This is a genomic window from Vibrio mediterranei, from assembly GCF_013364395.1.
In the GTDB taxonomy this organism is placed as follows: Bacteria; Pseudomonadota; Gammaproteobacteria; order Enterobacterales; family Vibrionaceae; genus Vibrio; species Vibrio mediterranei.
Map to the genome: position 1 here is coordinate 396,602 of NZ_JABXGK010000008.1, position 21,131 is coordinate 417,732.

A 21,131-nucleotide genomic window follows, 5' to 3' on the forward strand; every position below is an offset into this window, starting at 1 on the left:
CTCTTTACTAAAGCTATAGAATTAGACTGAAAAGAGATAGAAAACGTATGATTGCGGCCATAAGATAATCAACGAATCATAAGTGAGATTGAAAATGAACGAAAACGCCAAAAATGAGCTAGGTAAGCTATTAGTGAACCAGGAAGCTCTGCTAGAAGTCCTTTCAAAAAACCATGCTTCATTGACCGACTATCCGGAACTTCAGGAATATTTGGCTCGTAAAAATCCTAATGTTGCACAGTATGCGAAAGCAGTAAGAGAAGGACAGTTTACGCGTCAGGAATATTTAGATGAAATAGGCGAACGTCTTAATTGGCTTGCTTATGAGCTTCAACCACTTATTGATATGGAGTTCATTATTAATCGTGTTGCCTCTATCGTTGGAGACGACATTGATAAAATTAAGACGCTGACTATCGAAGACATTGGTGCCGATTGTATTTCTAAGTTACTCAATCTTATTGGGCACGCGGTCTACGCTACGCAGCAGGTAAAGCCAAGTTACCCATTCCTTGCGACAAAAGGTCAAGTTGACCACGTTTTCTGGAAACAATCACACCTTGCGTATGATGCATGGGCAGAGGGATATCAAAGCCATTATAAGCTGACGAATTTCTGCCAAGATCAACTTGATTGTAAAGCGCCACAAAGTTCAGTCCGATTCTTCCGTCAGTTCGGTGACCCTCGTGATATTCCTGAGTGGCGCGAGTATGCGGGTTATGTGGTTGAAGATAACGTGTAATACCAACAATGATGAGTGCAAGGGATTTGCACGATCGTTAAACGGTTTGCTGCTCTTCTTCAGAAACTATTTGGTATCCGTCATTACTTTTTAGTACCCGTACTTTAAACCCCACCTCATTTAGAAAATCATAGTTATGTCCTGCGATAGCAGGCCAAACAGCAAGCGCAGATAATCGCGTGTTACCTGTATTGATCAATCGGTGGGCGACAAAGCCTGGAATATGATGCACGCTGCCCGGGAATACTTTCTCAATCGACACCTCTCCTTGTTCTGTTTGCATGAGTAATAAACCCTCACCCTGCGAGCCGAAATAGAACTCTGCTTGCTCTTTACGTTGGTGGATGTGACCTCTCGTCATGTGGAACTCATCACCTACAGAACCGGGCTCAATATGCGAAACACCAAAGTTTAGTTCTCCTTCTGCATGCTGGGCAGGTAGCATTTCCACTTGGTAGATAATTTGGTCCTGTTCACTTGCGGCACGTTGGCTTTCGTCAGCAAATACACCTTCAAGTGAGCCAAGTGTCGTTTCTTTGCAGATGACGTTTTCTGCATCAATATGACCAGTTAAGTAATTGATGCTAGGAGGAATAGATAAATGCATGTTAATCCTTATTGGCGATTCTGAGTAATTCAGAAAAGGCTAGAAATAGATGATAAAAACTGCTCGCTGGAGAGTGTTCATTTAACGGCTCACCCGTGCTATCTACTTGATCGACCCATAACCCTGGCAACGCTGGATTCAAGTAATGAACGAAGATGTGCTCCACTGCTTGACTGACTGCGGCTCTGCGAGTTTCGTTAGGATCTCTTTCCCAAAGTGCAATACAGGCTTTTAAGTATTCGGTTTGACACCAAAGGCGTGATGTTGAGCGCAACGGCTTGCCGTTGGCGTATATCTCGTCTCTAACAAGACCATTGTCGTTGTGTCCATATTGCTGTGCAAAGTGGAACAACACGTCGATGGTCTTTTGGACTTCAACACCAGTCAGTTTCTGATAATGGCTGAGTAACCAGATCCATTCATAATGATGACCTGGGTCAATATGGGTACCTGTTTCCACGTCAAGTGAGAAATCGGCCTGAAAGAACTCGGCTAAATGGTCATTTTGCATAAAATGAGCTTGGAACAACTGATAGATTTGTGTTGCTCGCTCTAGCCAAATGGGGTTGTCGGTATGCTCATAGCTGACCATTAACGCTTCGAACAAATGCATGTGGGGGTTTTGCCCTTTGTTGACCGCGTTGCCTTCAGTCAGAAAGAAACCACCTTGTTCTGTATCCCAAAGGTGCGTTGAGATGTATTGATAAATGGCTTCCATTGAGGCTAGTGCACTCTCATCCGCTGCTAGTTTGTAATGCCAAGCAAACCCAAGAAGGGCGAAAGCTTGTTCATATAGGTTAATCGCCTCACTCTCACTGCTTTTGCAAAGTGCGAAACGATAACCGGATGATGGTGAGCCAAAATGTGCAAATCCTTGTTCAATGGCCGCTAAAACTTGGTTGCGACCGTCGATTAGATTGAGCTCAGTGGCATGCGCGAAGACGTAAACCTGGCGTGGTTGTACGCGAAATCTTAGTAAACTGTCACTAAACTCTTGTCCGTCGGAAAGTAAGCCTTCGGCAAAAATCCCGTTTTGATGGGATTGTGCTTTTTGCCACCGAGGTAGGGCATGCTGGGTGAGCCAGTGTTGGCAACGAGCAATTTGAAAGGTTAGGGAGTCCATGGTTTGCTCCAAAGAATAGGGCACTCAATGAGCGCCCTAAGGATTGAAAAATTAGAAGAGACCGATAGCGACACCGATGAAAGAGATAACCACTAATGAAAGCATTGCTTTTACTGGGCTAAGGCCTTTTTTCGCCATCGCAAACCACGTGCCTAAAACGACAACTAATGGTAGTAGTTTAGGGAAGATTCCATCGAGCATCATTTGTACGTTAATGTCGACGCCGTCTTTGGTTGCAAACTCAAGACCAGTGCCTAGGTTGACGTAACTGGCCGCAACACCGCCCATGACGAAGACACCTAATAGTGACAACGCTTCACGGATCTTGGTTGAACGGTGGCTTACAAGCATCTCAACGGAGCCTGCACCCATCTTGTAGCCTTTCATAAACAGCTGGTAAGAGCCGATGATAGCGATGGCGTTGAATGCCACGATGTAGAAGATCGGGCCTAGCATGCTACCGCCAGCGGCTAGTGCCATACCAATACTGAGTAAGATAGGTACTAACATACCCGGAATCATGGAATCGCCAATACCGGCAACTGGTCCCATCAAACCGACTTTGAGTGTATTGATGGTCTCACCGTCAATAGGCTCGCCGTTGGCTTTCTTCTCTTCCATACCCACAGCCATCCCATTGATGATAGCGCCCAACTGCGGTTCGGTGTTGTAGAAGGAAGCATGGCGTTTCATCGCTTCTTTTCGGTCTTCTTGATTCGGATAGAGCTTTTTCAAAGCAGGCATCATACCGAGACAGAAGCCAAACGATTCCAAGCGTTCAAAACTCATCGATGATAGGTTGTACATCATCCATGCACGCCAGCATTTCTTAAGATCTTTTTTGTCGAGTGCGACCTTTGGTTCGATCTCAGTACCAATTTTGTTGTGTTGTACAGTCATTAGAATTCATCCTCGTCATCATCAGCCTGTTGAACTGGCGCAGCGTTAGCTGTTTGTGGTTCTGGTTTGTAGTTGTAATGAAGTAGAGCGAATAGTGCGCCAATCATTACCAAACCCACCATGTTGAGGTTTAGGAATACGATGCCAACGAAACCGACCAAGAAATAAATCAGCATCGTAGACTCTTTGATAATCTGCTTTAACAGAATTGCGATACCAACAGCAGGTAAGATGCCACCTAGAACCGTCATAGTGTTAATCACCATATCCGGGAGGCTAGCCATAAACCCTTCGATGTATTGGTTACCGAAGTAAACCGCAATAAAGGTCGGAATAAAGCGCATTAAGAAGTTGGTGACCTGCGGATAAATGGCGGAGTTCATGTACACGCCTTTCTCATCACCGGCTTCTATGGCTAAGTCCGCTTTATGGTTCCAGTAAGAGTTAATGACCATCATAAAGTTGAAAATGATGGTTCCAGCGATACCGATAGTCGCGGCGATAGCAACAGCGACTTCCACGCCCTGTCCTGACATGATGCCCAGCGCGACAGCAGGGTAGGCGACAAAATTAAGGTCGGCTGGCATAGAGCCGCCAGGTGTTACCATTGCGATGTAAACGGCTTGTACTGCCACACCAACCATGATGCCAGTTTGAATATCACCTAAGATGATACCCACCAACATACCGGACACCAGTGGTCGAGTGATGGTGTACCAACCACCTGTTAATCCAAGTAACCAGGGGGTGGAGAGGGCACCGAGATAGCAAAGTATCCCGATAAATACTGCTTCTATAAACATAATGTCATCCTTTAGCTCACGTATTAGTCGCTCCACTTTTGCCGCGAAAAGTCACGTCAAAAGTGGAGGTTGTCTTGTTGTTATTTCAGTTTTTGCAGTGCATCTTGCCAGGTGTAGGAACTGGCATCAGGAACCAATCTGAAGTCGATGTGGTGACCGTCTTCTGAGAGGTAGTTAAATGCAGAGATTTCTTCTTGGTTGACGCATTGGTTGCCGCCAATTGTCGTTGTGCCTTCTCTAGCACTCATTGGGCCAACGTTGATTTTGTTATTGAGATTTTCAAGGCTAATACCCGCTTCGCGAATACGGCGCAGCGTGACTGGAGATTTCGCGATGACGAAATACTTCTTGTCGCTGGCGATCACCTTCGGTAGCTTGCTGACGGCGGTCGCTGTGTCAAATAGCCAAACTTTAACGTCGGTTACAGCGCCTTTCATGACTTGTGATAGCAATGGGTCAGCTGCAACAGCATCGTCAATGGCTACGATGCCATCACAAGGAAGTTCTTTCGCCCAACGAGTCATTAACTGTCCATGAATAACGCGGTCGTCGATACGCACAAATGAAATAGCCATAGTGTTTCTCCTTAAAAATCGTCTTCTTGTGCCAGCTCTACTGGCTTGGCAACGACAACCGTTTTTAGCGCTTCTTGCTGCAAGGTCGTTGCAACGTATGAAGCGTCCATCTCTTCAACAAAGTCTGCCGTCATTAAAAGTGTTGGGAAATTCACCCCTGTAACGACTTCAACCTTTGGATTGAAATCTGGGTTGAATGCGTAAGTGCAAGCAACGTTGTAAGGCGTGCCGCATTCCAAATCGCATAGCACAACAATGCCGTCGACATTGGGCGCTATCGCAGTGATTTCACGGTGGAAATCTCGTTTAAATTGCTCGATGCCTCCCTCTTCGGTGAGACTGATCGCAGTCGTGTTACTAAGTTCGCCAAATACCATGTTGGCACTGCTGATAAGTGCAGTGGCTAATGGGCCATGACTGGCTACGATAAAATGGAGCATGATTAACCTCTTACGAACGCTTTAATAGTGGCAATTTCTTTTCCTTCGCTTTCGCCATATGGTTGGATGACATAAGCGTCTATGTGAGCTGGGATAACGAAGGTTTCGGCATAATGAACAACAAATGGCTCAAATTTATTGTCTGGACTCAAGATAATTGCCTCTTTACCTTCGACTAAGTTCAGAACATTGACGGTTCCCTCAGTTTTATGAAGAACGGGTTTGCTGAACCAGTGGCGTCGGGTCTCGATAAACTCACGCTCATGCAGGCCCGTTTTTTCTTCTCTCCAGCCTTCACCTTCTGCGATTGGCGTAATGGCGTTAACTAGATGCTCCTGACACCATTCCGTGTTTCGTTCCCATTGAATGACTTCTTTACCGTGATCCAAATGTACTGGTCGTGGTAGGCCATCAAGCCCTAGACGATCCCAATCCCACAGTTTGAAAGTGAAGATGTATGGGGTTGCACTGATTTCAAGCACCATAGAATCGGAGCCTGAGCAGTGAATAGTGCCCGCGGGGATTAAGAAATGGTCGTGCTTTTTCGCTGGGAATTGATTGATAAAGCGCTCATCATCGAATGACTTTTCGCCGCGCTGCGCTGCATATAAATCATCCATCATTTCATCTGGGTTGATGCCAGACTTAGTGCCAAGGTACACACTGGCTTTTTCTCCAGCGTCTAACATGTAATAGCTCTCGTCTTGGGTATAGTGCATCCCAAATTCGTTCTGAATGTATTCTGTTAGCGGATGTACTTGCAGGCTTAGATGTTGACCTTGCATGGTATCGAGGAAGTCGAACCGAATTGGGAACTCTGCGCCAAAACGTGCATGGACACTGTCGCCTAAGAGCGCGCGCGGTTGTGTTAATACCAAGTCTTGCGATGGAATCTCGACAACAACGTCACCGTATTTAAGCAGTAGGCTATTTTCTTCAGGAACACAGTCAAAACACCATGCATAGTTTGGCTTGTCTTGATCTAGGTCGCAGACTTCTTTCATCCATTGACCGCCCCAGACTCCAGGGTCAAAGAAAGGTACCAACCTAAATGGTTGAGTTGTTGCTTGTTGTAAGCCTGCGTTGAACGCTGTGCCAGAGACCATTTTAGGGTCAAAAGCGGCGTTGGTGTCTAATAGAAAATCCACATCTGACAGCAGCTTAGTTTTATATCGGTCGAAGACACGCCATTCAATAAAGAATGAACGCTTGTATTTACGCAGGACGTCTTCGTTGTAGTTATCTGCTCCCCAGTTGCCAAGCTCTCCACGGCGGAAGCGTTGCTGAATTTCCCAACGGGCTAAATCGGCGTAAACAAAGGTATCACCATCAGCGACCAGTCTAGCTCCATGACCAATAACAACGATCAAACCTGAATCAGCATTACTAACAGTTTGTTTCAAGCCTTGTAGCTTTTCGCTGTCAAAGAACTCATCCAGCTTGTGCGGTGCAATGACACCAAATACTCGATCATCGGTAATGTTGCGTTCTAGCATGGCGAAGATGTGTTCTTCGGAGTATTTCGCATCGTCCATTGACACCACAAGGGCTGGGGAGAGCGGTGCAACAAGCTGGTCGAGGAGTTCATTGTGATTGACACCATGATAGGTGTCGATCACCAAAATATGTTTATCTTGGCCCTGAATACGTTGTTCAATTGTGTCAACGATACTGTCCCAACCGCGAACGGCAGCGTGGTCAAAGCCCTTCACTTCTACATTTGGAAACTTGTCATAATTGGATTGACCAGATAGGTACTTCATACATCACCTTGAGTTAATCATTTGACTACAGTCTAATCACTCAGTTAATCAACTAACAAACTGGTTAACATGTTTAACCACTCATTTAGCAGTTGTTAACCAATAATTGGCAAGGCAATTTTGTAGTTAATCACATAATCATGACGATAAATGACAGTTGATTAGGTTAATCGATTAACCTTGTTTTAATCAGAAAAGAAAGTCGCTATAACTGGTGCTAATTTCATTTACTGGAGTTCAACATGGCCAAAGCAACCATTGCGGACGTGGCTAAGCATTGCGGTGTTTCCACCGCGACTGTGTCCATGGTATTGACTAACAAAGGACGAATCTCGGCGACTACTCGTGAGCGGGTTTTAGAGGCGGTTAAGGAGCTTGGTTATGTTTACAATCAAGCAGCGGCTAACTTGCGACATAAGCGTAGTAATCTAGTCGGGCTCGTCACACCTGATATTACCAACCCTTTTTTCTCTGAAATGATCGCAGGACTTAGCCATTATCTTGAAGAGCAAGATTCGCTACTGTTTCTCGCTAATGCTGAAGAGAGCGTTGAGCGTCAAAGCAAGTTCATTGATTCATTGTTGAGCCAGAACGCTGGTGGTGTAGTAATGTGTCCTGCGATGGAAACTAATTTGGACTTCTTGGAGACAGTACAAAGTCGTGGTTTCCCAATAGTGTTGGCTGTTCGACCTATTGGAGAAGATCAATTTGATTTCGTTGGTACCAATAACTTTATGGGCTTGCAGTTGGCAACCGAGCACCTTATCAAAAAAGGTCACAAGCATATTGCGTTCGTTGGTGGACTGGAGATCTCGAAGACGCGTTCCCATCGTCTTGGGGGTTATATGTCGAAGTTGATGGAACATGGCATCCCGTTCAATGAACGATACATTCGAAGCTGTTCAGCGAGTCGTTCTGAGGGTGCTAAGGTAACGAGGGAGTTACTGGATCAGCACCCTGAAATTACCGCTATTATTGGCTACCAAGACATTGTTGCTTTTGGCGTAATGCGAGCCATAAAAGATCTCGGTAAAACTGTGGGCAAAGATATCGCGGTTGTGGGTTTTGATGACGTAGCAGAATCCGCGGATACCAATCCAGCGCTGACTTCCATCTCTGTCTCAGCACGAGAAATTGGCCGTGCGGCGGGAGAGATCATTCTGTCTCGCATGGAGGGCGACAAACAGCCATACAAAAGCGTGGTGTTCCCGCCCAAGTTGGTGGTCAGAAGCTCATGTGGCTAACATAAGGTACGTTAACCTTGGAAGGTCGCGCGCCATTGGCTCGGTGAGGTGTTAAACGCTGCTTTGAAGTGCTTACGAAACACACTTTCTGAGCCAAACCCAGAAAGTTCTGCAGTGGTCGCCACTGTATAGTGGGTTGACTCTAGTAGTTGCTGGCTGAGAGCGAGTCTTTTGTTTAGTAACCATTCTCCAAAAGTACAGCCGTAAGCCGCTTTAAATTGTCGTGTAAATGTGCGACGACTCATTGCGCAGCGCTGTGCAACACTGTCTAAATCATAATGTTCGGCAAGGTGTTGCTCGATTTCACCAATAACGTGGCCAAAGCTGGTCGGTTTGTCAGGTTGCTTGGTGATCGGATTAGGAATGTACTGTAGTTGCCCACCACTCCGAAACGGAGCTGTCACCATCATACGAGCAAGGTTTGATGCAATATCGCTCCCGCACAAAGAGCGAACAATATGCAAGCAGCAGTCAAGCGAGGCTGCTGTTCCGGCTGATGTGATGATTCTATCCTGTTCGATAAAAAGGGGCTCACAATCTATATCGACTCGCGGAAAAGCGTCGATGAAAATCTGTTGGAATCCCCAATGGGTCGTTGCGCGTTTACCATCTAATAAGCCAGCTTTTGCTAGGGCATAAGCGCCTAAACAAAGACCAACGATGGTGGCACCTCGTTGATAGTTCACTCGTAACCGTTTTAGTAAGGTCTCACTTGGTTCGGGAAGTGAATTAGGCCAGCTGGGGACAATGATAATGTCCGCTTTATCGAGCGCGGACAAGTCGTGACTGACAGAAGCTTGAAATCCAGTACTGAGTGAAATGTGGTTACTATTTTCACTGCAGATCATCAACTCAAAAAGCGGTTGCTGTTCTACAAAGACATCTTGAAATACCAAGCAAGGTACCGACAGATGAAATGCACTAATATTGTTAAGTGCCACTAAGGCGACTGTGTATTGACTCATTTTACTTGTTGTGACCCGATATGAGCGATAGATGTCTCTTAGGACAGTATTGCACACGCTTTGGCTTTTGCATAATTATCCTATATTCAGATAGGAGGTAACTATGAAAATTCATCACTTAAGAAGCGCCACGTTTGTTATTGAATCTGGCGAAAATTTCATTTTGATTGACCCAATGCTTGGAGAAAAAGGGTCAATGCCTCCTTTTTCTGTGTTTCGATTTAAAGCAGAAAAGAACCCTACCGTTGATCTTCCAACCAATGCGGATTCGATACTTAATAAGGTAAATCAAGCCCTTGTTACTCACAGCCAGACATTTGGTTTTAAGCCTCTCCAGCATGGGGATCATTTAGACCCCGCGGGTGAAAAATTCTTAATTGATCATCAAGTACCTGTTACGACTCCTCTCAAAGATAAAGCGTATCTCGAAAAATATGGGATAACGGTAGCGAATGGTCTCGAAGCATGGAAACCAATACCATTTCTAGGAGGAGAAATCGTTGGTGTACCTGCTCAGCACGGTCATGGTTGGATCCATAAAGTGATGGCAAATGGATTTGGGTTCTTTTTACGACTTCCAAATGAACCAAGTATTTATATCAGTGGTGATACTGTGTTGACAGAGGATGTAAAAAGAGCGCTTAACGAGCTTAAGCCAGACATTACTGTTGTGGCAGCAGGTCAAGCGCAAATGGATGTGGGGCAACCGTTATTGATGCCTACCAATGAGGTAATGGAGTTTATCCGATTGTCTCCGGGTAAAGTTATCGCAAATCATATGGAAGCACTAAACCACTGCCCAGTTGACCGAGAAACGCTGCGTCGATCACTGGAAAAACATGGTCTATCAGATAAAGTGTTCATTCCCGAAGACGGAGAAGTTATTGAGTTTTAACTATGGAATTAACACAAGGACGTTGGACTGAAGTACTGGGCGGCAAACTACTGTGGATTCCTGATTTTATTGACGTGTTCGAATCATTAGAGTGGTTTCGTCTGTTAAACAGCGAGCTGCAATGGCGTGAAGATAAGATCATGATGTTTGGTAAATGGGTGACGATACCAAGGTTGCAAGCATGGTATGGTGATGCGAGTTATCAATACTCCAATTTAACGTTGGATCCGCTACCTTGGACACCGCATCTCGAAGACTTAAGACGGCGATGTGAGTTGGCTTCTGAAGCACCGTTTAATTCGGTTTTAGCTAATCTGTATCGAACAGGACAAGACTCGAATGGTTGGCATAGCGATAACGAACCAGAACTTGGCAACTCTCCAGTGATCGCATCGTTGAGCTTTGGTGGCACCCGCCGATTTGCGCTTAAACATCGAGAAACCAAGCAAAAGATAACGCTAGATTTACCCAGTGGAAGTCTATTAGTGATGGCTGGTGATACACAGCACCATTGGTTACATACGGTACCGAAAACAGCCCGCCATGTTGAACCGAGGATTAATCTCACGTTTAGGCATATCTACTCCAAATAAGCTTAAGGCAAAAAAGCTCCTAGCAGTGGCGAGGAGCTTTTTCGTTCTACGTTACTCTATATTTTGTCGGCGCTTCGACGAGACACTCTGCGAGCCGCAGGCTTTTTGGCAGCGGGCTTTTTAGCAGCTGTTTTGGCTGCTGGCTTCTTCGTCGCAGCTTTACGTGCTGGCTTTTTCACTGGTGTTCTGGCTTTTTCGAGTTCCGCTTTTGCTTTGATAAAACGTTCTGGAAGTATCTGAGTTGCAAACACATCTTCTACGGTTTCTGCGCGCTTGATTAGTTCAGATTGACCATCCTTAACCAGTACTGTAGCCGGGCGCGGTAACGAGTTAAATTGGCTGGCCTGAGACTCAGCGTAGTGGCCTACATCCATAATCGCCAGTACATCTTTTGGTTGCAGTTCAGGCATGGTGGCTCCACTTTCCCAGATTGAAGGGATGCAGATTGGCCCTGCAATCTCAGTGGTTTTTGCTACCACTGGTTGTGTCATTTTATTTGCTGGAAGGACAGGGTTTTTAGACTCCTGAGATTCCACCAAGGTCGCTAGGTAAGTAGACGCATCCACCATAGTGTAGGTGTAGTCCATTTCTTGATCGTCTTTAACGACATAAACTGACGTGAGAAGCGTACCTATGTTACCTGCAATATAACGGCCCGGTTCTAACCACAACTGAGGGATGTCAAAACCAGCACGGTTGAATTCGTCCAACATGCCCGCGCAAACCACTTTTGCGTAGTCTTCAATGGTATTGGCGTTCATCATGTGCTCTTTGCTACGACATTCAGGCTCACGTTCACGTGGCCAACCGCCGCCAAGGTCGACTTGGAATGGTTGAACATCACAAGCACGAGAAATTTCAATCACATCTTTAGCATATTGGCGATACAACGCATCCCAGCCTGCTGGATCTTTAGAGAAACGACCTAGGTGAGTGTGGAAGCCGTAGAATTCAAATATATCGATCTCTTTTACGCGGTTAACGATTTTCTTCGCTTCTTCACGCAACAAACCAAACTTGATCCACTTCATTGCACCTTTGAAGTCAGGGAATGGGTAGGCATCTGGTGAGAAGTTGTCGAAGAAGTCGTCTGGTAGAACCTTGAGACGAACAGCAATTCTTACTTTGTCCTCAGGTTTTACTTCACGGGCGATACGTTCAACTATTTCGATTTCTTCATAAGAGTCTAGGTGAATGGCATAGCCGTACTCAATCGCTTTGCGAATTGCTAGCTCAGGCTTTACGGTGCCGTTGAGAGCGATCGTTTTCGGATCTGCTCCAGCAATATGAGTCGCTTCTACTTCACCCGGACCAAAGCAATCACCGCCAACACCTTCTTCATTACAAATAGCACGTACCGCGAAGTTAGTATTCGACTTGATTGCGAACATAACGTTGACAGGTTTCGGCCAGTAATTCCCAAACGCTGCTTTAACACGACGCAGGTTACCACGCAGTGTATCTTCACTCAGCACAAATAGCGGGCTGCCATACTGTTCAATAAGATCGTTTGCTTTGCAGCCTCCAATTAACAGATCATCGCCCTTGGTTGTGAGTGTGTCTGTTGGAGTGAGAATATTCTCAAGACGCTCGGCGTAGTTCATGGTTGCTTTGTGTTCTTCAAGTAACTGCTTTTGCTCTGCTAATACCATGCCGAGATGGTTCACGGTTTCTTCTAAACGATCTTGATATTTCATGTCTGGCCTCTGTTAAAGGTAAAGTCTTGATTCATTTAACTAAGGCTTAGATTAACCAGTGGTTAAAACAGCATCATGTCACTCAGTGTCAATAAAGCTTACTCTGAAGTTACACTACTTAATTTGAGAAGAGGGAGAAACAGCACTGAGGACCTAGAGGTAGTGGGACTGTAAAAAGTACCGCTGATGGATATTTCTTATTCAGTATCGTTGGAAGTAAAGATTCGAGTTAACCTTCTTTTTTGAATCCTGAGGCAGTTCTTATAGTTTCTATCAACTTAGTTCATTTATTGTGTATGAAGGTTTAACTAAGTTATAAAACAGGAGCCTCAGTATAGTCATGAGGCTCTGTCTTTTAAGTGAGTGAAACTATGTCAAAGAGAAGTTTAATCACCTAACGAAGTCGAGGCTCGGCGACGATCAGTGGCGCCATGTAACTCGCCATCCTTAATTTCAATTGCGTTGAGCCCGCTTACCACAGGGATGACGTGAACTTTGTAGCCCATTTCGGCAAATTCCGGCACCATAGACTCTGCAAAGGTGCGCTTTTCGACCAATAGACCTGTGGGGTTATATGGCTTGGTACGGTCGATTTTTGTCCCGTACTGAATGTTGGGCAGGTCGATAGCATCTTGAGCTGGAAGATTCCAATCAACAATACCAACGATGGTTTTTAGCACATACCCCGGAATCTGGGAACTACCCGGACTGCCAACCACCAAACGCAACTGGCCTTTGTCATCCATCATCATTAGTGGCGTGATGGCAGAACGTGGTCGCTTACCTGGTTCGATAGAGTTTTGAACTGGTTTACCCTTGATACTCGGAATTGAAGAGAAGTTTGCCATCTGAGCATTAAGTAAAACGCCATCGACCATAACGCCGGAGCCCATTCCCGTTCCGACGGTACTCGTCATGGCTACCGCGTTACCCTGTGCATCGACGATAGAAATATGTCCAGTGTCTTGACTCTCAAAACCCTCGTGATTGGCTGGCGTCTTAGCCGGAGGCAATCCTGGTTTTATCGATTTCTTATTACCTGCCCCTTGTTCAGGAATGAGCTCATAACGATCATCGATATAGTCTTCCGCAAGCAGTTCTTTGACGGGCGTATCAACGTAGCTAGGATCGCCTGCGTACGCTATACGATCTTCCTTAGCGAGTCTCATCGCTTCTACCATTAGTCGCCAAGGTTCGGCACTGGTGTACGTCATGTTGGAGATATCATACTTCTCGAGCATATCAAGTGACTGGGAAACAAGGACACCGCCGGAAGCAGGGTAACCAAATGAGACGATTTGATTGCCTCGGTAATTTGAGCGGACGATATCGCGTTGCTTCATTCGATAATCGGTAAAATCCTTTAGAGTGAGTTTGGCTTGTCCGTCTTTTAGCTGTCCGTTGACTGTCTCAACAATACGCTCTGCCAATGGACCCTGATAGAGATAGCTATCTCCTTGTTGGGCGATCATTTTAAGTGTTTTCGCCATTTTAGGGTTGGTCATTTTGGTACCTGTTGGCCGAATCGTCTCTCCTTTCCAGTACAGCGCTTTTATCTCTGGGTCATTGATTAAACGTTCACTTTCACGCACGACAATGTCATAGGTATAGCTGTTCATGGCGTAGCCGTTTTCAGCATAATCTATAGCTGGCTGGACCAACTGTGCCCACTCTAACTTGCCATGTTTTTGATGTGTTTCGTAGAGGAGCTTAAGGGTCCCTGGTATTGCGACGGAGCGAGGTCCCAATATGTCGTTTCGGCTTATTGCCTTGCCGTTGTCATCGAGAAACATGTCGGGCGTTGCACTCGCTGGAGCGGCATCTCGTCCATCGTAGGCGGTAAAGTTTTTGGTTTCATTGTCGTAATATAAGGCGAAGGTACCACCGCCAATACCAGTCATGTCCGGCTCAACAACCGACATAACCATTTGCATGGCCACCATAGCATCAATAGCATTTCCACCTTGCTTGAGAACGGTGTAGCCAGTGCTTGTGACGTAAGGGTTGGTAGCACTGACCATAAACTCTTTCCCAGTATCATTGGGAATGGTCGGGAAAGGGTTTGGCTGTGCAAAAGCCGCCGATGAAACAAGCGATAATAGAACCGCGTAGCGTACTGACATGAAGGCCTCGGTGTTTTTGGATACATTTACTAATAAGGGTAGGAAGTATCAGTAACATATCCACACACCTGGTTGATTACCGTCCGGTCATCACTTTGTCATTGATAGGTCAGAGGGTTATATAAGCTATATTGATTATTTCTACTGGTTATAGGTATGTGTCGTAGAAAAAATAGCAGGTGATGGCAATAGAGCTCAGCGCCACAAAGCCACGAACGTAAGATTGGGGTACTTTTCGTGATAAATCAGCAGCAAAGTAACCGCCCGTTAACGTGCCCAGCATGACAGCAATACCTGATTGCCAATCAATCAATCCATTGAAGATAAAAAGTACGATGGCAATAGCTGACACACAGGTTGAAATCAGCAGTTTGAGTCCGTTCATTAGGTTGATGTCACGATAGCCTGCTACCGCTAAATAACTCAGCCCGATAACCCCTAAACCCGCATTGAAGAATCCGCCAAATACACCTACCCCTATTAGGAACAATGAAAGCATCAGCGATATTAACAAGCCAAGCTTAGCGTGGCTGCTGACCTTTTTGAGGTGGTTATTGATGACGTCGCCAAATAAGAACAACAAGGTAGCGACTAAAAGAAGCCAAGGTACCGCAGTAACAAACTGTTGCTCAGAGACTTGGATCAAAAGGAAACTACCGGTAATACCACCAAAAAGGCTTAGTACAATGATCTTGGCAAGGTTTGCTCTGTCTCTGACAATTTCTCGTCTGAACGCGTAGGTGCCACTTATATAGCCAGCACATGCGGCGAATGTGTTGGTGGCATTGGCAGTGATTGGAGGGACACCAGCTAGAAGTAGGGCAGGGAAAGTAATAAAACTTCCCCCTCCAGCAATGGAGTTGAGAATACCGCCGAGAATACCGGCAACAAATAAGGTGGCTAATTGAGTGATGTCGAGCAGCATAAAATCGTTAATTTTTTGTTATTTTCTAAGCAATAACATATAGCAATCCTACGTAAGTCTCAAAGTGTTTAAATACCAACGTGATCTCTGATTTGATGTAACGGATTTTTATTTTGAGATAGCAGCGTAGCACTTGCTCTCGCGCGAATTTCTTGGGAACATTAAGGCAATAGGTAAATTGATTCAGGTCTACATCCCATGTCGAAACTAAGCCTACAAGAACAGATGTTGAAAGCTGGTCTTGTAAACGAAAAAAAACTGAAGAAAGCCAAAAAAGGCTCTAAAAAATCTCGTGTTCAAGCTCGTGAAGCAAAAGCGGCTGTTGAAGAGAACAAAGCGGCTCAAAAAGAACGAGATCAAGCTTTAAACAAACAACGTGACGAAGAAAAGTTGAGCAAAGAGATTAAGGCTCAAGTTAAACAATTAATCACATTAAATGCCATTGAACAGCGCGACGGTGACATTAAATACAATTTCACTGACGGCACGCTTGTGAAGTCTATATATGTGACTCAAGAAGTCCGAGATCAGCTTAGCAAAGGAATACTTTCTATAGCACGACAAGAAGACACTTATACCGTTATTCCAAGTATCGTTGCCAAGAAGATCATGGAACGTGATTCAGAGACTATCATCGAGAATGAATCGAAAGAGGAAGTCCTTGAAGAGGATGATCCATATGCACAGTATGTGGTGCCTGATGACTTGATGTGGTAAGTAGGTATTTTCTAGAAGCCTCGATGCTGGCAACAGTATCGAGGCTTTTTTCTATCTGCAAAATGTGAGTTTGCTCTCATGGTATCGGTTTTCCCCCAATCGCTTACAGAACAAGAATGAGTTGAAGAAATACAAATAAAATGCTCAGCAGCTTAGGTTCGGTCGCTTTGGCGGCATAGCGGTAATCTTGGCGTTCGGCCCTTACAGTGTGTGTTGGATAATATACAGGATACATATTGACCTCCGGGTTGAGTGTGTGGTTATTATGTAAACTAATTGGCGAACAAAGAATGAAGAGATGATTATGGGAAGTTCACCTTTTTACTCGATAACGCAACTTAGAAGGCTCCAACAGCTCAATCAGCTATATTCAGTCGGAACCATTCATCCTGTTACGATAGGAGAACTAGCGGAAAATCTGTCGTGTTCTGAACGTAATGTCAGCAAGCTGATGGGCACTTTGATGGAGCGTGGGTGGCTAGATTGGAAAGCAGGTAGAGGGCGAGGTAACTTGTCTAAAGTTACATTACTTGTTGACTTTAAGGCAGTTATCCTAAATCAGCTGAGAGCTTTAGTTGGTGCAGGACAAGTCCAAACAGCGTTTGAATTAGCGGAACACTTTGATTACCAGATTGACTTTAAAGCCAACCTTTCTAATTGGTTACAAGATGCAGAAAGTGAGCTAAGAAAGCAAAATACGTTGATCTATGCGACTCCATTCCCAGTTCCTGAATGGCGACCGATGCATGCTCGTTCGTCTCGCTCTATCATGCTACTTGAGGGCGTATTTGATACATTGTTAAGATTTGATACTGTCACTCAGCGTGTCATACCGCACCTTGCCCACCATTTCAGCTATCAAGATAATCAACTGAGCTTCCGATTAAGAAATGACGTCTTTTTTCATGATAATCAAAGACTAACGGCAGATAGAGTGAAGGACAATCTGCTAATCAGGCATACTAGTGAGCATAGCTACAAAATACTATTCAGGCATTTAGAGAGCATCACTATTGAGGGACAATGGGTTCACATAAAACTACGTCAACATGATCCTGTATTTGTTCATCTTTTAGCGGACGTCCATTCGGGTATCTTTGATACCGAACAACCTACCTTTCCTAACGGAACGGGACCTTACTCTGTTGGTACGTTTAAGACTTTTCACTGGAGCTTTACTAAAAACCACAGATATTTCGCACTCGGTGGCTTGATAGATCAAGTCGAATTTTGGGAAGCGGATTCTTCTCCCACAACTGCCCACTTTCAGGAACTAAGAGAGTTATCACATAGCAATGATGAAGATAGCCAAGTCGCTGAGCAAGATGGTGGTTTAGTACTTCAGTTTATTCATCATAGCAACATGTTATCGTCTGAAGAACGACATTGGATCGTGAATCAATTCAGAGCGGTTGAAGTGAATATGTGTCAGGCAAACAGCATAATGCGATGTCATCAAAAGGAAGGACTATACTTCTTTACGACAACATCTGCATTACCTCGAAGACCTGTGGTTATTGAAGTCAGGCACGTACATCGCAGCCTGCTTTTGAAAGTGCTAGAGCAAATCGATGTCGCATCTGAATCTTGGGTCGTGGTAGATAAAGACGAAGCACATAATTACAGCGTTGACATCTCTTTTGACTGCTATGTGTTTAGTGAGGACCAAGCATTTCAGTACTACGAGTGGCTCTTAACTTCTGATGTTTTCCGAAGGTGTCTCTCTGTGGAGAACCAGAAAAATATGACCCGCTTTCTAGATGAATGGCTAGAAGAGAGTGAAACTAGTGACGACTTCCTATTAAAGATGCACAAAGCTGAAAACTGGCTTATCCAACAGTTCTACTATTGCCCATTATGGCGAGATGACATGATATTCAAGACGTCACATAACTTATCAGGGGTCGAGATCAATGGAATGGGGGTACCGACACTGGCGAAAATGTGGTTGGATTAGAAAAACAGCAAGGCCGTTAAGCCTTGCTGTTTTTTGTGTTTAATCTTGAGTCGGTCTACTCGCCCAAACATAAAGCAGCTCTAGCGCTATGGTTGCACCAGCGAGAGCAGTCAGTTCGCTTTGGTCGTAAGGAGGTGAGACTTCTACCACATCCATACCTACCACGTTGATACCAGCCAAAGCGCGGATGATCTTAAGCACTTTATCTGAGTTTAGTCCGCCGCAAACTGGCGTCCCCGTTCCTGGTGCGAAAGCGGGATCCAAGCAGTCGATATCAAACGTGATATACACTGGTTTGTCACCGATAGTCTCACGGATCTGGCTAACAATTTCGTCAACACTCTGGTCATTCGCTTGCATTGCGTTGATGACTTTAAAACCATGGTCATCGTAATCATACTCAGTACGAATGCCTATTTGGATCGAATGCTTGGCTGAGATTAACCCTTCTTTTGGCGCATGGTAGAACATGGTACCGTGGTCGTAACTACTGCCATTAGCATAAGTGTCAGTATGTGCGTCGAAATGGATTAGCGCCATTTCTCCGTGATGTTTAGCGTACGCGCGTAAGATCGGCAGTGTGATGAAGTGATCACCACCCAATGCGAGCATAGTCTTACCACTCTTTAGAATTTCGCTAGTCGCTGCTTCTAAGCGATAGGTGAAATCTTCTGCGTCACCACAGTCGAAAACTAGGTCGCCAGAGTCGATAACTTTTGTTTTGTCGAATACGTTAAAATCCCAAGGAAACTTCTTTCCTTCCCACGCAAGATTGACTGATGCACGGCGAATGGCGTCTGGCCCTAGACGAGCGCCAGGGCGACCAGAGGTCGCCATGTCGAGTGGAACACCCAAGACAACCACATCTGCGTCAGCAGAAACTGGATTTTTCACGTATGGACGACGAACAAACGTCATCGCGTTTGAATACAGTGAATAATCAGTTTTAGTAAACAAATCATTCATTTAAAAATCCTCTAAATAGGTATAGCCTGTTAGGCCGTATTCTAATTCTTCTAAAATTAAGGCCTGTTCATCAGCTTCGATGTGTTTTTCAACAAGCTCTTTGTAATTGTTTTTGATCGCTTCTACGTCAATGTGCACGTAACGCATCATATCTTCAACGGTATCGCCAAGGTCGATAGCAGCAAACTCGAAATCACCATTATCAGTGACGTTAACTACCGCGCTGTGCGTATCGCCAAACAGGTTATGCATATCACCCAAGATCTCTTGGTATGCGCCTACTAGGAAAAAGCCCATTAAGTATGGTTGGTCTTTGTTCCAAGCTGGCACTGGTAGTGTTGACTCAATACCTTGACCATCAACATATTGGTCAACTGCACCATCAGAGTCACATGTGATGTCTAACATAACAGCACGAGTCTGCTCTTCACTTCCTAAACCAGATAGTGGCAACACAGGGAATACTTGTTCAATACCCCAAGCGTCAGGAAGCGACTGGAACAGGGAGAAGTTCACGAAGAACTTGTCAGCCAAACGCTCGCTTAGTTCGTCAAGAATCGGTCTGTGGAAACGATTCTTGTTGTCCATTTGTTTATGTAACTCGCCATAAATGCTTAAGCTTAACTGCTCAACCCAAGCACGCTGATGCAAATCCACGACACCAGAAGTGAAGAGTGTTTGAGCTTCGCTCAGGTCACTTTGAGTATCGTTGTAAATCTCGATAAGTGCACGTGCATCAGTGCCCGCTCTTAGGTTTTGCCAGTTCTGCCACATATTTTGCAGCAGCAGCGGTGCGTCTTCGCTCGGTGCATCAACCGTTTCCACATTATAGCTTTCCGTACCTATTACATTGGTAATCAATACAGCGTGGTGTGCAGTGAGTGAGCGACCAGATTCTGAAATGATCACTGGCGCGCTTTCTTCATAAAGAGCACACACATCACCTACGGTACTTACGATGTTGCGAGCGTACTCCGCCAAGCCGTAGTTCATGGAACTGCTTGATTGGCTACGTGTACCATCGTAATCAACGGCTAGGCCACCCCCAACGTCGAAGTAAGCAATAGGCACTGACATTTTGCGAAGCTCACAGTAGAAACGTGCAGCCTCGTTCACACCATTGCGTACATCACGGATGTTGGCCATTTGCGAACCTAGATGGAAGTGAACTAACTGAAGCATTTCTAGCTGGTCTTCAGCTTTCAATCTTTCAACGACTTGTAGCACTTGAGACGCTGACAAACCAAATTTCGACTTTTCACCGCCGCTTGCTTGCCACTTACCTGCACCTTGTGATGCCAGGCGAATACGTAAACCGACACGAGGTTTAACGTTTAGTGCTTTTGCTTCCTTAAGAACGATATCCAGCTCGGATAGCTTCTCAAGAACGATGAACACTTTGTGGCCAAGCTTTTCGCCAATCAGTGCAAGACGTACGTATTCTCTGTCTTTGTAGCCGTTACAAACAATCACTGAGCTCGCACGTTGAGCCATGGCCAGTACTGCCATTAACTCAGGTTTGCTTCCTGCTTCAAGACCAAGCTGTTTCGTTTCTGCTTCTGCTTGGCTAGCAAGAATTTGTTCTACTACGTCTTTTTGTTGGTTCACTTTAATTGGGTAAACCAATAGATATTCGTTGTTATATCCGTAATCATTGATCGCTTGGTTAAATGCGTCGCAGATACCATGAACTCGTTGATGGATGATTTGCGGAAAACGCACTAAGGCAGGCAAGGTTAAGCCTTTTTCTTCAAGTGCTTGTGCAATACGAGTTAATGGAACATGGTGTTGACCGTCTTTACGAGGAGAAACAGTTACATCGCCGCTGTCATTGATGCCAAAGAAATTTTGGCTCCAGTGTTGTACGTTGTAGTCGGCGCGGATGCGGTCAAGTTTGGAAGTATTAGTCACGGCATGTCTCACTTATCATGCGCTCAGGCTGGTACTAATCTTTTTCTTTTTCGAATTTTCGCTCGATTTGATGATTGGGAATTAGCGTTAACCTGAAAAATCAAACCTCGTGATGATCTTCCATGATGGTCACGAACAGCTTCTTGAGTGCCAATGTTGTGGAGCAGGGTACTCAAGAGTCGTGC

At 45.1% G+C, this 21,131-nt stretch carries 19 protein-coding genes; 6 read left to right on the plus strand and 13 right to left on the minus strand.

Translation table 11 applies throughout. From position 1 onward, the window contains the following. The first annotated feature begins 94 nt into the window (after positions 1 to 94). Positions 95 to 742 (plus strand): hypothetical protein, encoded by a 648-nt coding sequence (locus HOP38_RS18850; protein ID WP_006069169.1) that lies wholly within the window; start codon positions 95 to 97, stop codon positions 740 to 742. Between the two features lie 37 nt (positions 743 to 779). Here the strand turns inward: HOP38_RS18850 and HOP38_RS18855 are convergent, their stop codons facing one another. The 7 genes from HOP38_RS18855 to HOP38_RS18885 all read right to left on the minus strand — a co-directional run bounded on the left by HOP38_RS18855 (position 780) and on the right by HOP38_RS18885 (position 6,953). Beyond that, complete coding sequence (locus HOP38_RS18855) at positions 780 to 1,349, minus strand: glucose-6-phosphate isomerase family protein (RefSeq protein WP_124941811.1); 570 nt, start codon at positions 1,347 to 1,349, stop codon at positions 780 to 782. Between the two features lies 1 nt (position 1,350). Beyond that, positions 1,351 to 2,472 carry an AGE family epimerase/isomerase gene (locus HOP38_RS18860; RefSeq protein ID WP_198558692.1) on the minus strand — a complete coding sequence of 374 codons (1,122 nt, stop codon included), beginning with the start codon at positions 2,470 to 2,472 and terminating at the stop codon, positions 1,351 to 1,353. 51 nt (positions 2,473 to 2,523) lie between these two features. Beyond that, entirely contained in the window at positions 2,524 to 3,372 is an 849-nt protein-coding gene (locus HOP38_RS18865; RefSeq protein ID WP_006069166.1) for a PTS system mannose/fructose/sorbose family transporter subunit IID, read from the minus strand. After that, on the minus strand, positions 3,372 to 4,175 hold the full coding sequence (locus HOP38_RS18870; RefSeq protein ID WP_006069165.1) for a PTS mannose/fructose/sorbose/N-acetylgalactosamine transporter subunit IIC: 804 nt from the start codon (positions 4,173 to 4,175) through the stop codon (positions 3,372 to 3,374). Before HOP38_RS18870 ends, HOP38_RS18865 begins: the two co-directional genes overlap by 1 nt. Positions 4,176 to 4,255: 80 nt before the next feature. Continuing rightward, entirely contained in the window at positions 4,256 to 4,750 is a 495-nt protein-coding gene (locus HOP38_RS18875; RefSeq protein WP_006069164.1) for a PTS sugar transporter subunit IIB, read from the minus strand. An 11-nt stretch (positions 4,751 to 4,761) separates the two neighbouring features. Continuing rightward, on the minus strand, positions 4,762 to 5,190 hold the full coding sequence (locus HOP38_RS18880) for a PTS sugar transporter subunit IIA (protein ID WP_198558693.1): 429 nt from the start codon (positions 5,188 to 5,190) through the stop codon (positions 4,762 to 4,764). Positions 5,191 to 5,192: 2 nt separating this feature from the next. After that, the gene (locus HOP38_RS18885; RefSeq protein WP_198558694.1) at positions 5,193 to 6,953 is read right to left on the minus strand and encodes a class I mannose-6-phosphate isomerase; all 1,761 of its coding nucleotides are present in this window, start codon (positions 6,951 to 6,953) and stop codon (positions 5,193 to 5,195) included. Positions 6,954 to 7,195: 242 nt separating this feature from the next. Between HOP38_RS18885 and HOP38_RS18890 the strand changes: the two genes are divergently transcribed. After that, positions 7,196 to 8,197, plus strand: a complete 1,002-nt coding sequence (locus tag HOP38_RS18890; RefSeq protein WP_006069161.1) for a LacI family DNA-binding transcriptional regulator — start codon at positions 7,196 to 7,198, stop codon at positions 8,195 to 8,197. Between the two features lie 11 nt (positions 8,198 to 8,208). Here the strand turns inward: HOP38_RS18890 and HOP38_RS18895 are convergent, their stop codons facing one another. Then, positions 8,209 to 9,162, minus strand: a complete 954-nt coding sequence (locus HOP38_RS18895) for a GlxA family transcriptional regulator (RefSeq protein WP_198558695.1) — start codon at positions 9,160 to 9,162, stop codon at positions 8,209 to 8,211. 103 nt (positions 9,163 to 9,265) lie between these two features. Between HOP38_RS18895 and HOP38_RS18900 the strand changes: the two genes are divergently transcribed. Both HOP38_RS18900 and HOP38_RS18905 read left to right on the plus strand, forming a co-directional pair. Next, on the plus strand, positions 9,266 to 10,057 hold the full coding sequence (locus HOP38_RS18900) for an MBL fold metallo-hydrolase (RefSeq protein ID WP_198558696.1): 792 nt from the start codon (positions 9,266 to 9,268) through the stop codon (positions 10,055 to 10,057). A gap of 2 nt (positions 10,058 to 10,059) precedes the next feature. Next, positions 10,060 to 10,650: an alpha-ketoglutarate-dependent dioxygenase AlkB family protein gene (locus HOP38_RS18905; RefSeq protein ID WP_198558697.1), complete on the plus strand. Its 591-nt coding sequence runs from the start codon at positions 10,060 to 10,062 to the stop codon at positions 10,648 to 10,650. Between the two features lie 56 nt (positions 10,651 to 10,706). Here the strand turns inward: HOP38_RS18905 and HOP38_RS18910 are convergent, their stop codons facing one another. The 3 genes from HOP38_RS18910 to HOP38_RS18920 all read right to left on the minus strand — a co-directional run bounded on the left by HOP38_RS18910 (position 10,707) and on the right by HOP38_RS18920 (position 15,395). After that, the gene (locus HOP38_RS18910) at positions 10,707 to 12,347 is read right to left on the minus strand and encodes a diaminopimelate decarboxylase family protein (protein ID WP_124941817.1); all 1,641 of its coding nucleotides are present in this window, start codon (positions 12,345 to 12,347) and stop codon (positions 10,707 to 10,709) included. A gap of 386 nt (positions 12,348 to 12,733) precedes the next feature. Continuing rightward, positions 12,734 to 14,470, minus strand: coding sequence for a gamma-glutamyltransferase (ggt, locus tag HOP38_RS18915; RefSeq protein WP_198558698.1), 1,737 nt, complete (start codon positions 14,468 to 14,470; stop codon positions 12,734 to 12,736). Between the two features lie 148 nt (positions 14,471 to 14,618). After that, complete coding sequence (locus HOP38_RS18920; RefSeq protein WP_198558699.1) at positions 14,619 to 15,395, minus strand: sulfite exporter TauE/SafE family protein; 777 nt, start codon at positions 15,393 to 15,395, stop codon at positions 14,619 to 14,621. A 198-nt stretch (positions 15,396 to 15,593) separates the two neighbouring features. Between HOP38_RS18920 and HOP38_RS18925 the strand changes: the two genes are divergently transcribed. After that, complete coding sequence (locus tag HOP38_RS18925; protein ID WP_088878111.1) at positions 15,594 to 16,112, plus strand: DUF2058 domain-containing protein; 519 nt, start codon at positions 15,594 to 15,596, stop codon at positions 16,110 to 16,112. Positions 16,113 to 16,416: 304 nt separating this feature from the next. Further along, the gene (locus tag HOP38_RS18930) at positions 16,417 to 18,069 is read left to right on the plus strand and encodes an SgrR family transcriptional regulator (protein WP_198558700.1); all 1,653 of its coding nucleotides are present in this window, start codon (positions 16,417 to 16,419) and stop codon (positions 18,067 to 18,069) included. 39 nt (positions 18,070 to 18,108) lie between these two features. Here the strand turns inward: HOP38_RS18930 and speB are convergent, their stop codons facing one another. Then, positions 18,109 to 19,035 (minus strand): agmatinase, encoded by a 927-nt coding sequence (gene speB / locus HOP38_RS18935; protein ID WP_198558701.1) that lies wholly within the window; start codon positions 19,033 to 19,035, stop codon positions 18,109 to 18,111. After that, on the minus strand, positions 19,036 to 20,946 hold the full coding sequence (gene speA / locus HOP38_RS18940; RefSeq protein WP_006069151.1) for a biosynthetic arginine decarboxylase: 1,911 nt from the start codon (positions 20,944 to 20,946) through the stop codon (positions 19,036 to 19,038). It lies immediately after the preceding gene. Positions 20,947 to 21,131: the final 185 nt, after the last annotated feature.

Coding starts and splice junctions, on each gene's coding strand:
- ggt (WP_198558698.1), bottom strand. CDS start 14,470: ATGTCAGTACGCTACGCGGTTCTATTATCGCTTGTTTCATCGGCGGCT.
- HOP38_RS18860 (WP_198558692.1), bottom strand. CDS start 2,472: ATGGACTCCCTAACCTTTCAAATTGCTCGTTGCCAACACTGGCTCACC.
- HOP38_RS18900 (WP_198558696.1), top strand. CDS start 9,266: ATGAAAATTCATCACTTAAGAAGCGCCACGTTTGTTATTGAATCTGGC.
- HOP38_RS18920 (WP_198558699.1), bottom strand. CDS start 15,395: ATGCTGCTCGACATCACTCAATTAGCCACCTTATTTGTTGCCGGTATT.
- HOP38_RS18890 (WP_006069161.1), top strand. CDS start 7,196: ATGGCCAAAGCAACCATTGCGGACGTGGCTAAGCATTGCGGTGTTTCC.
- HOP38_RS18905 (WP_198558697.1), top strand. CDS start 10,060: ATGGAATTAACACAAGGACGTTGGACTGAAGTACTGGGCGGCAAACTA.
- HOP38_RS18880 (WP_198558693.1), bottom strand. CDS start 5,190: ATGCTCCATTTTATCGTAGCCAGTCATGGCCCATTAGCCACTGCACTT.
- HOP38_RS18870 (WP_006069165.1), bottom strand. CDS start 4,175: ATGTTTATAGAAGCAGTATTTATCGGGATACTTTGCTATCTCGGTGCC.
- HOP38_RS18925 (WP_088878111.1), top strand. CDS start 15,594: ATGTCGAAACTAAGCCTACAAGAACAGATGTTGAAAGCTGGTCTTGTA.
- HOP38_RS18850 (WP_006069169.1), top strand. CDS start 95: ATGAACGAAAACGCCAAAAATGAGCTAGGTAAGCTATTAGTGAACCAG.
- HOP38_RS18930 (WP_198558700.1), top strand. CDS start 16,417: ATGGGAAGTTCACCTTTTTACTCGATAACGCAACTTAGAAGGCTCCAA.
- HOP38_RS18875 (WP_006069164.1), bottom strand. CDS start 4,750: ATGGCTATTTCATTTGTGCGTATCGACGACCGCGTTATTCATGGACAG.
- HOP38_RS18885 (WP_198558694.1), bottom strand. CDS start 6,953: ATGAAGTACCTATCTGGTCAATCCAATTATGACAAGTTTCCAAATGTA.
- HOP38_RS18865 (WP_006069166.1), bottom strand. CDS start 3,372: ATGACTGTACAACACAACAAAATTGGTACTGAGATCGAACCAAAGGTC.
- HOP38_RS18855 (WP_124941811.1), bottom strand. CDS start 1,349: ATGCATTTATCTATTCCTCCTAGCATCAATTACTTAACTGGTCATATT.
- HOP38_RS18895 (WP_198558695.1), bottom strand. CDS start 9,162: ATGAGTCAATACACAGTCGCCTTAGTGGCACTTAACAATATTAGTGCA.
- speB (WP_198558701.1), bottom strand. CDS start 19,035: ATGAATGATTTGTTTACTAAAACTGATTATTCACTGTATTCAAACGCG.
- HOP38_RS18910 (WP_124941817.1), bottom strand. CDS start 12,347: ATGAAATATCAAGATCGTTTAGAAGAAACCGTGAACCATCTCGGCATG.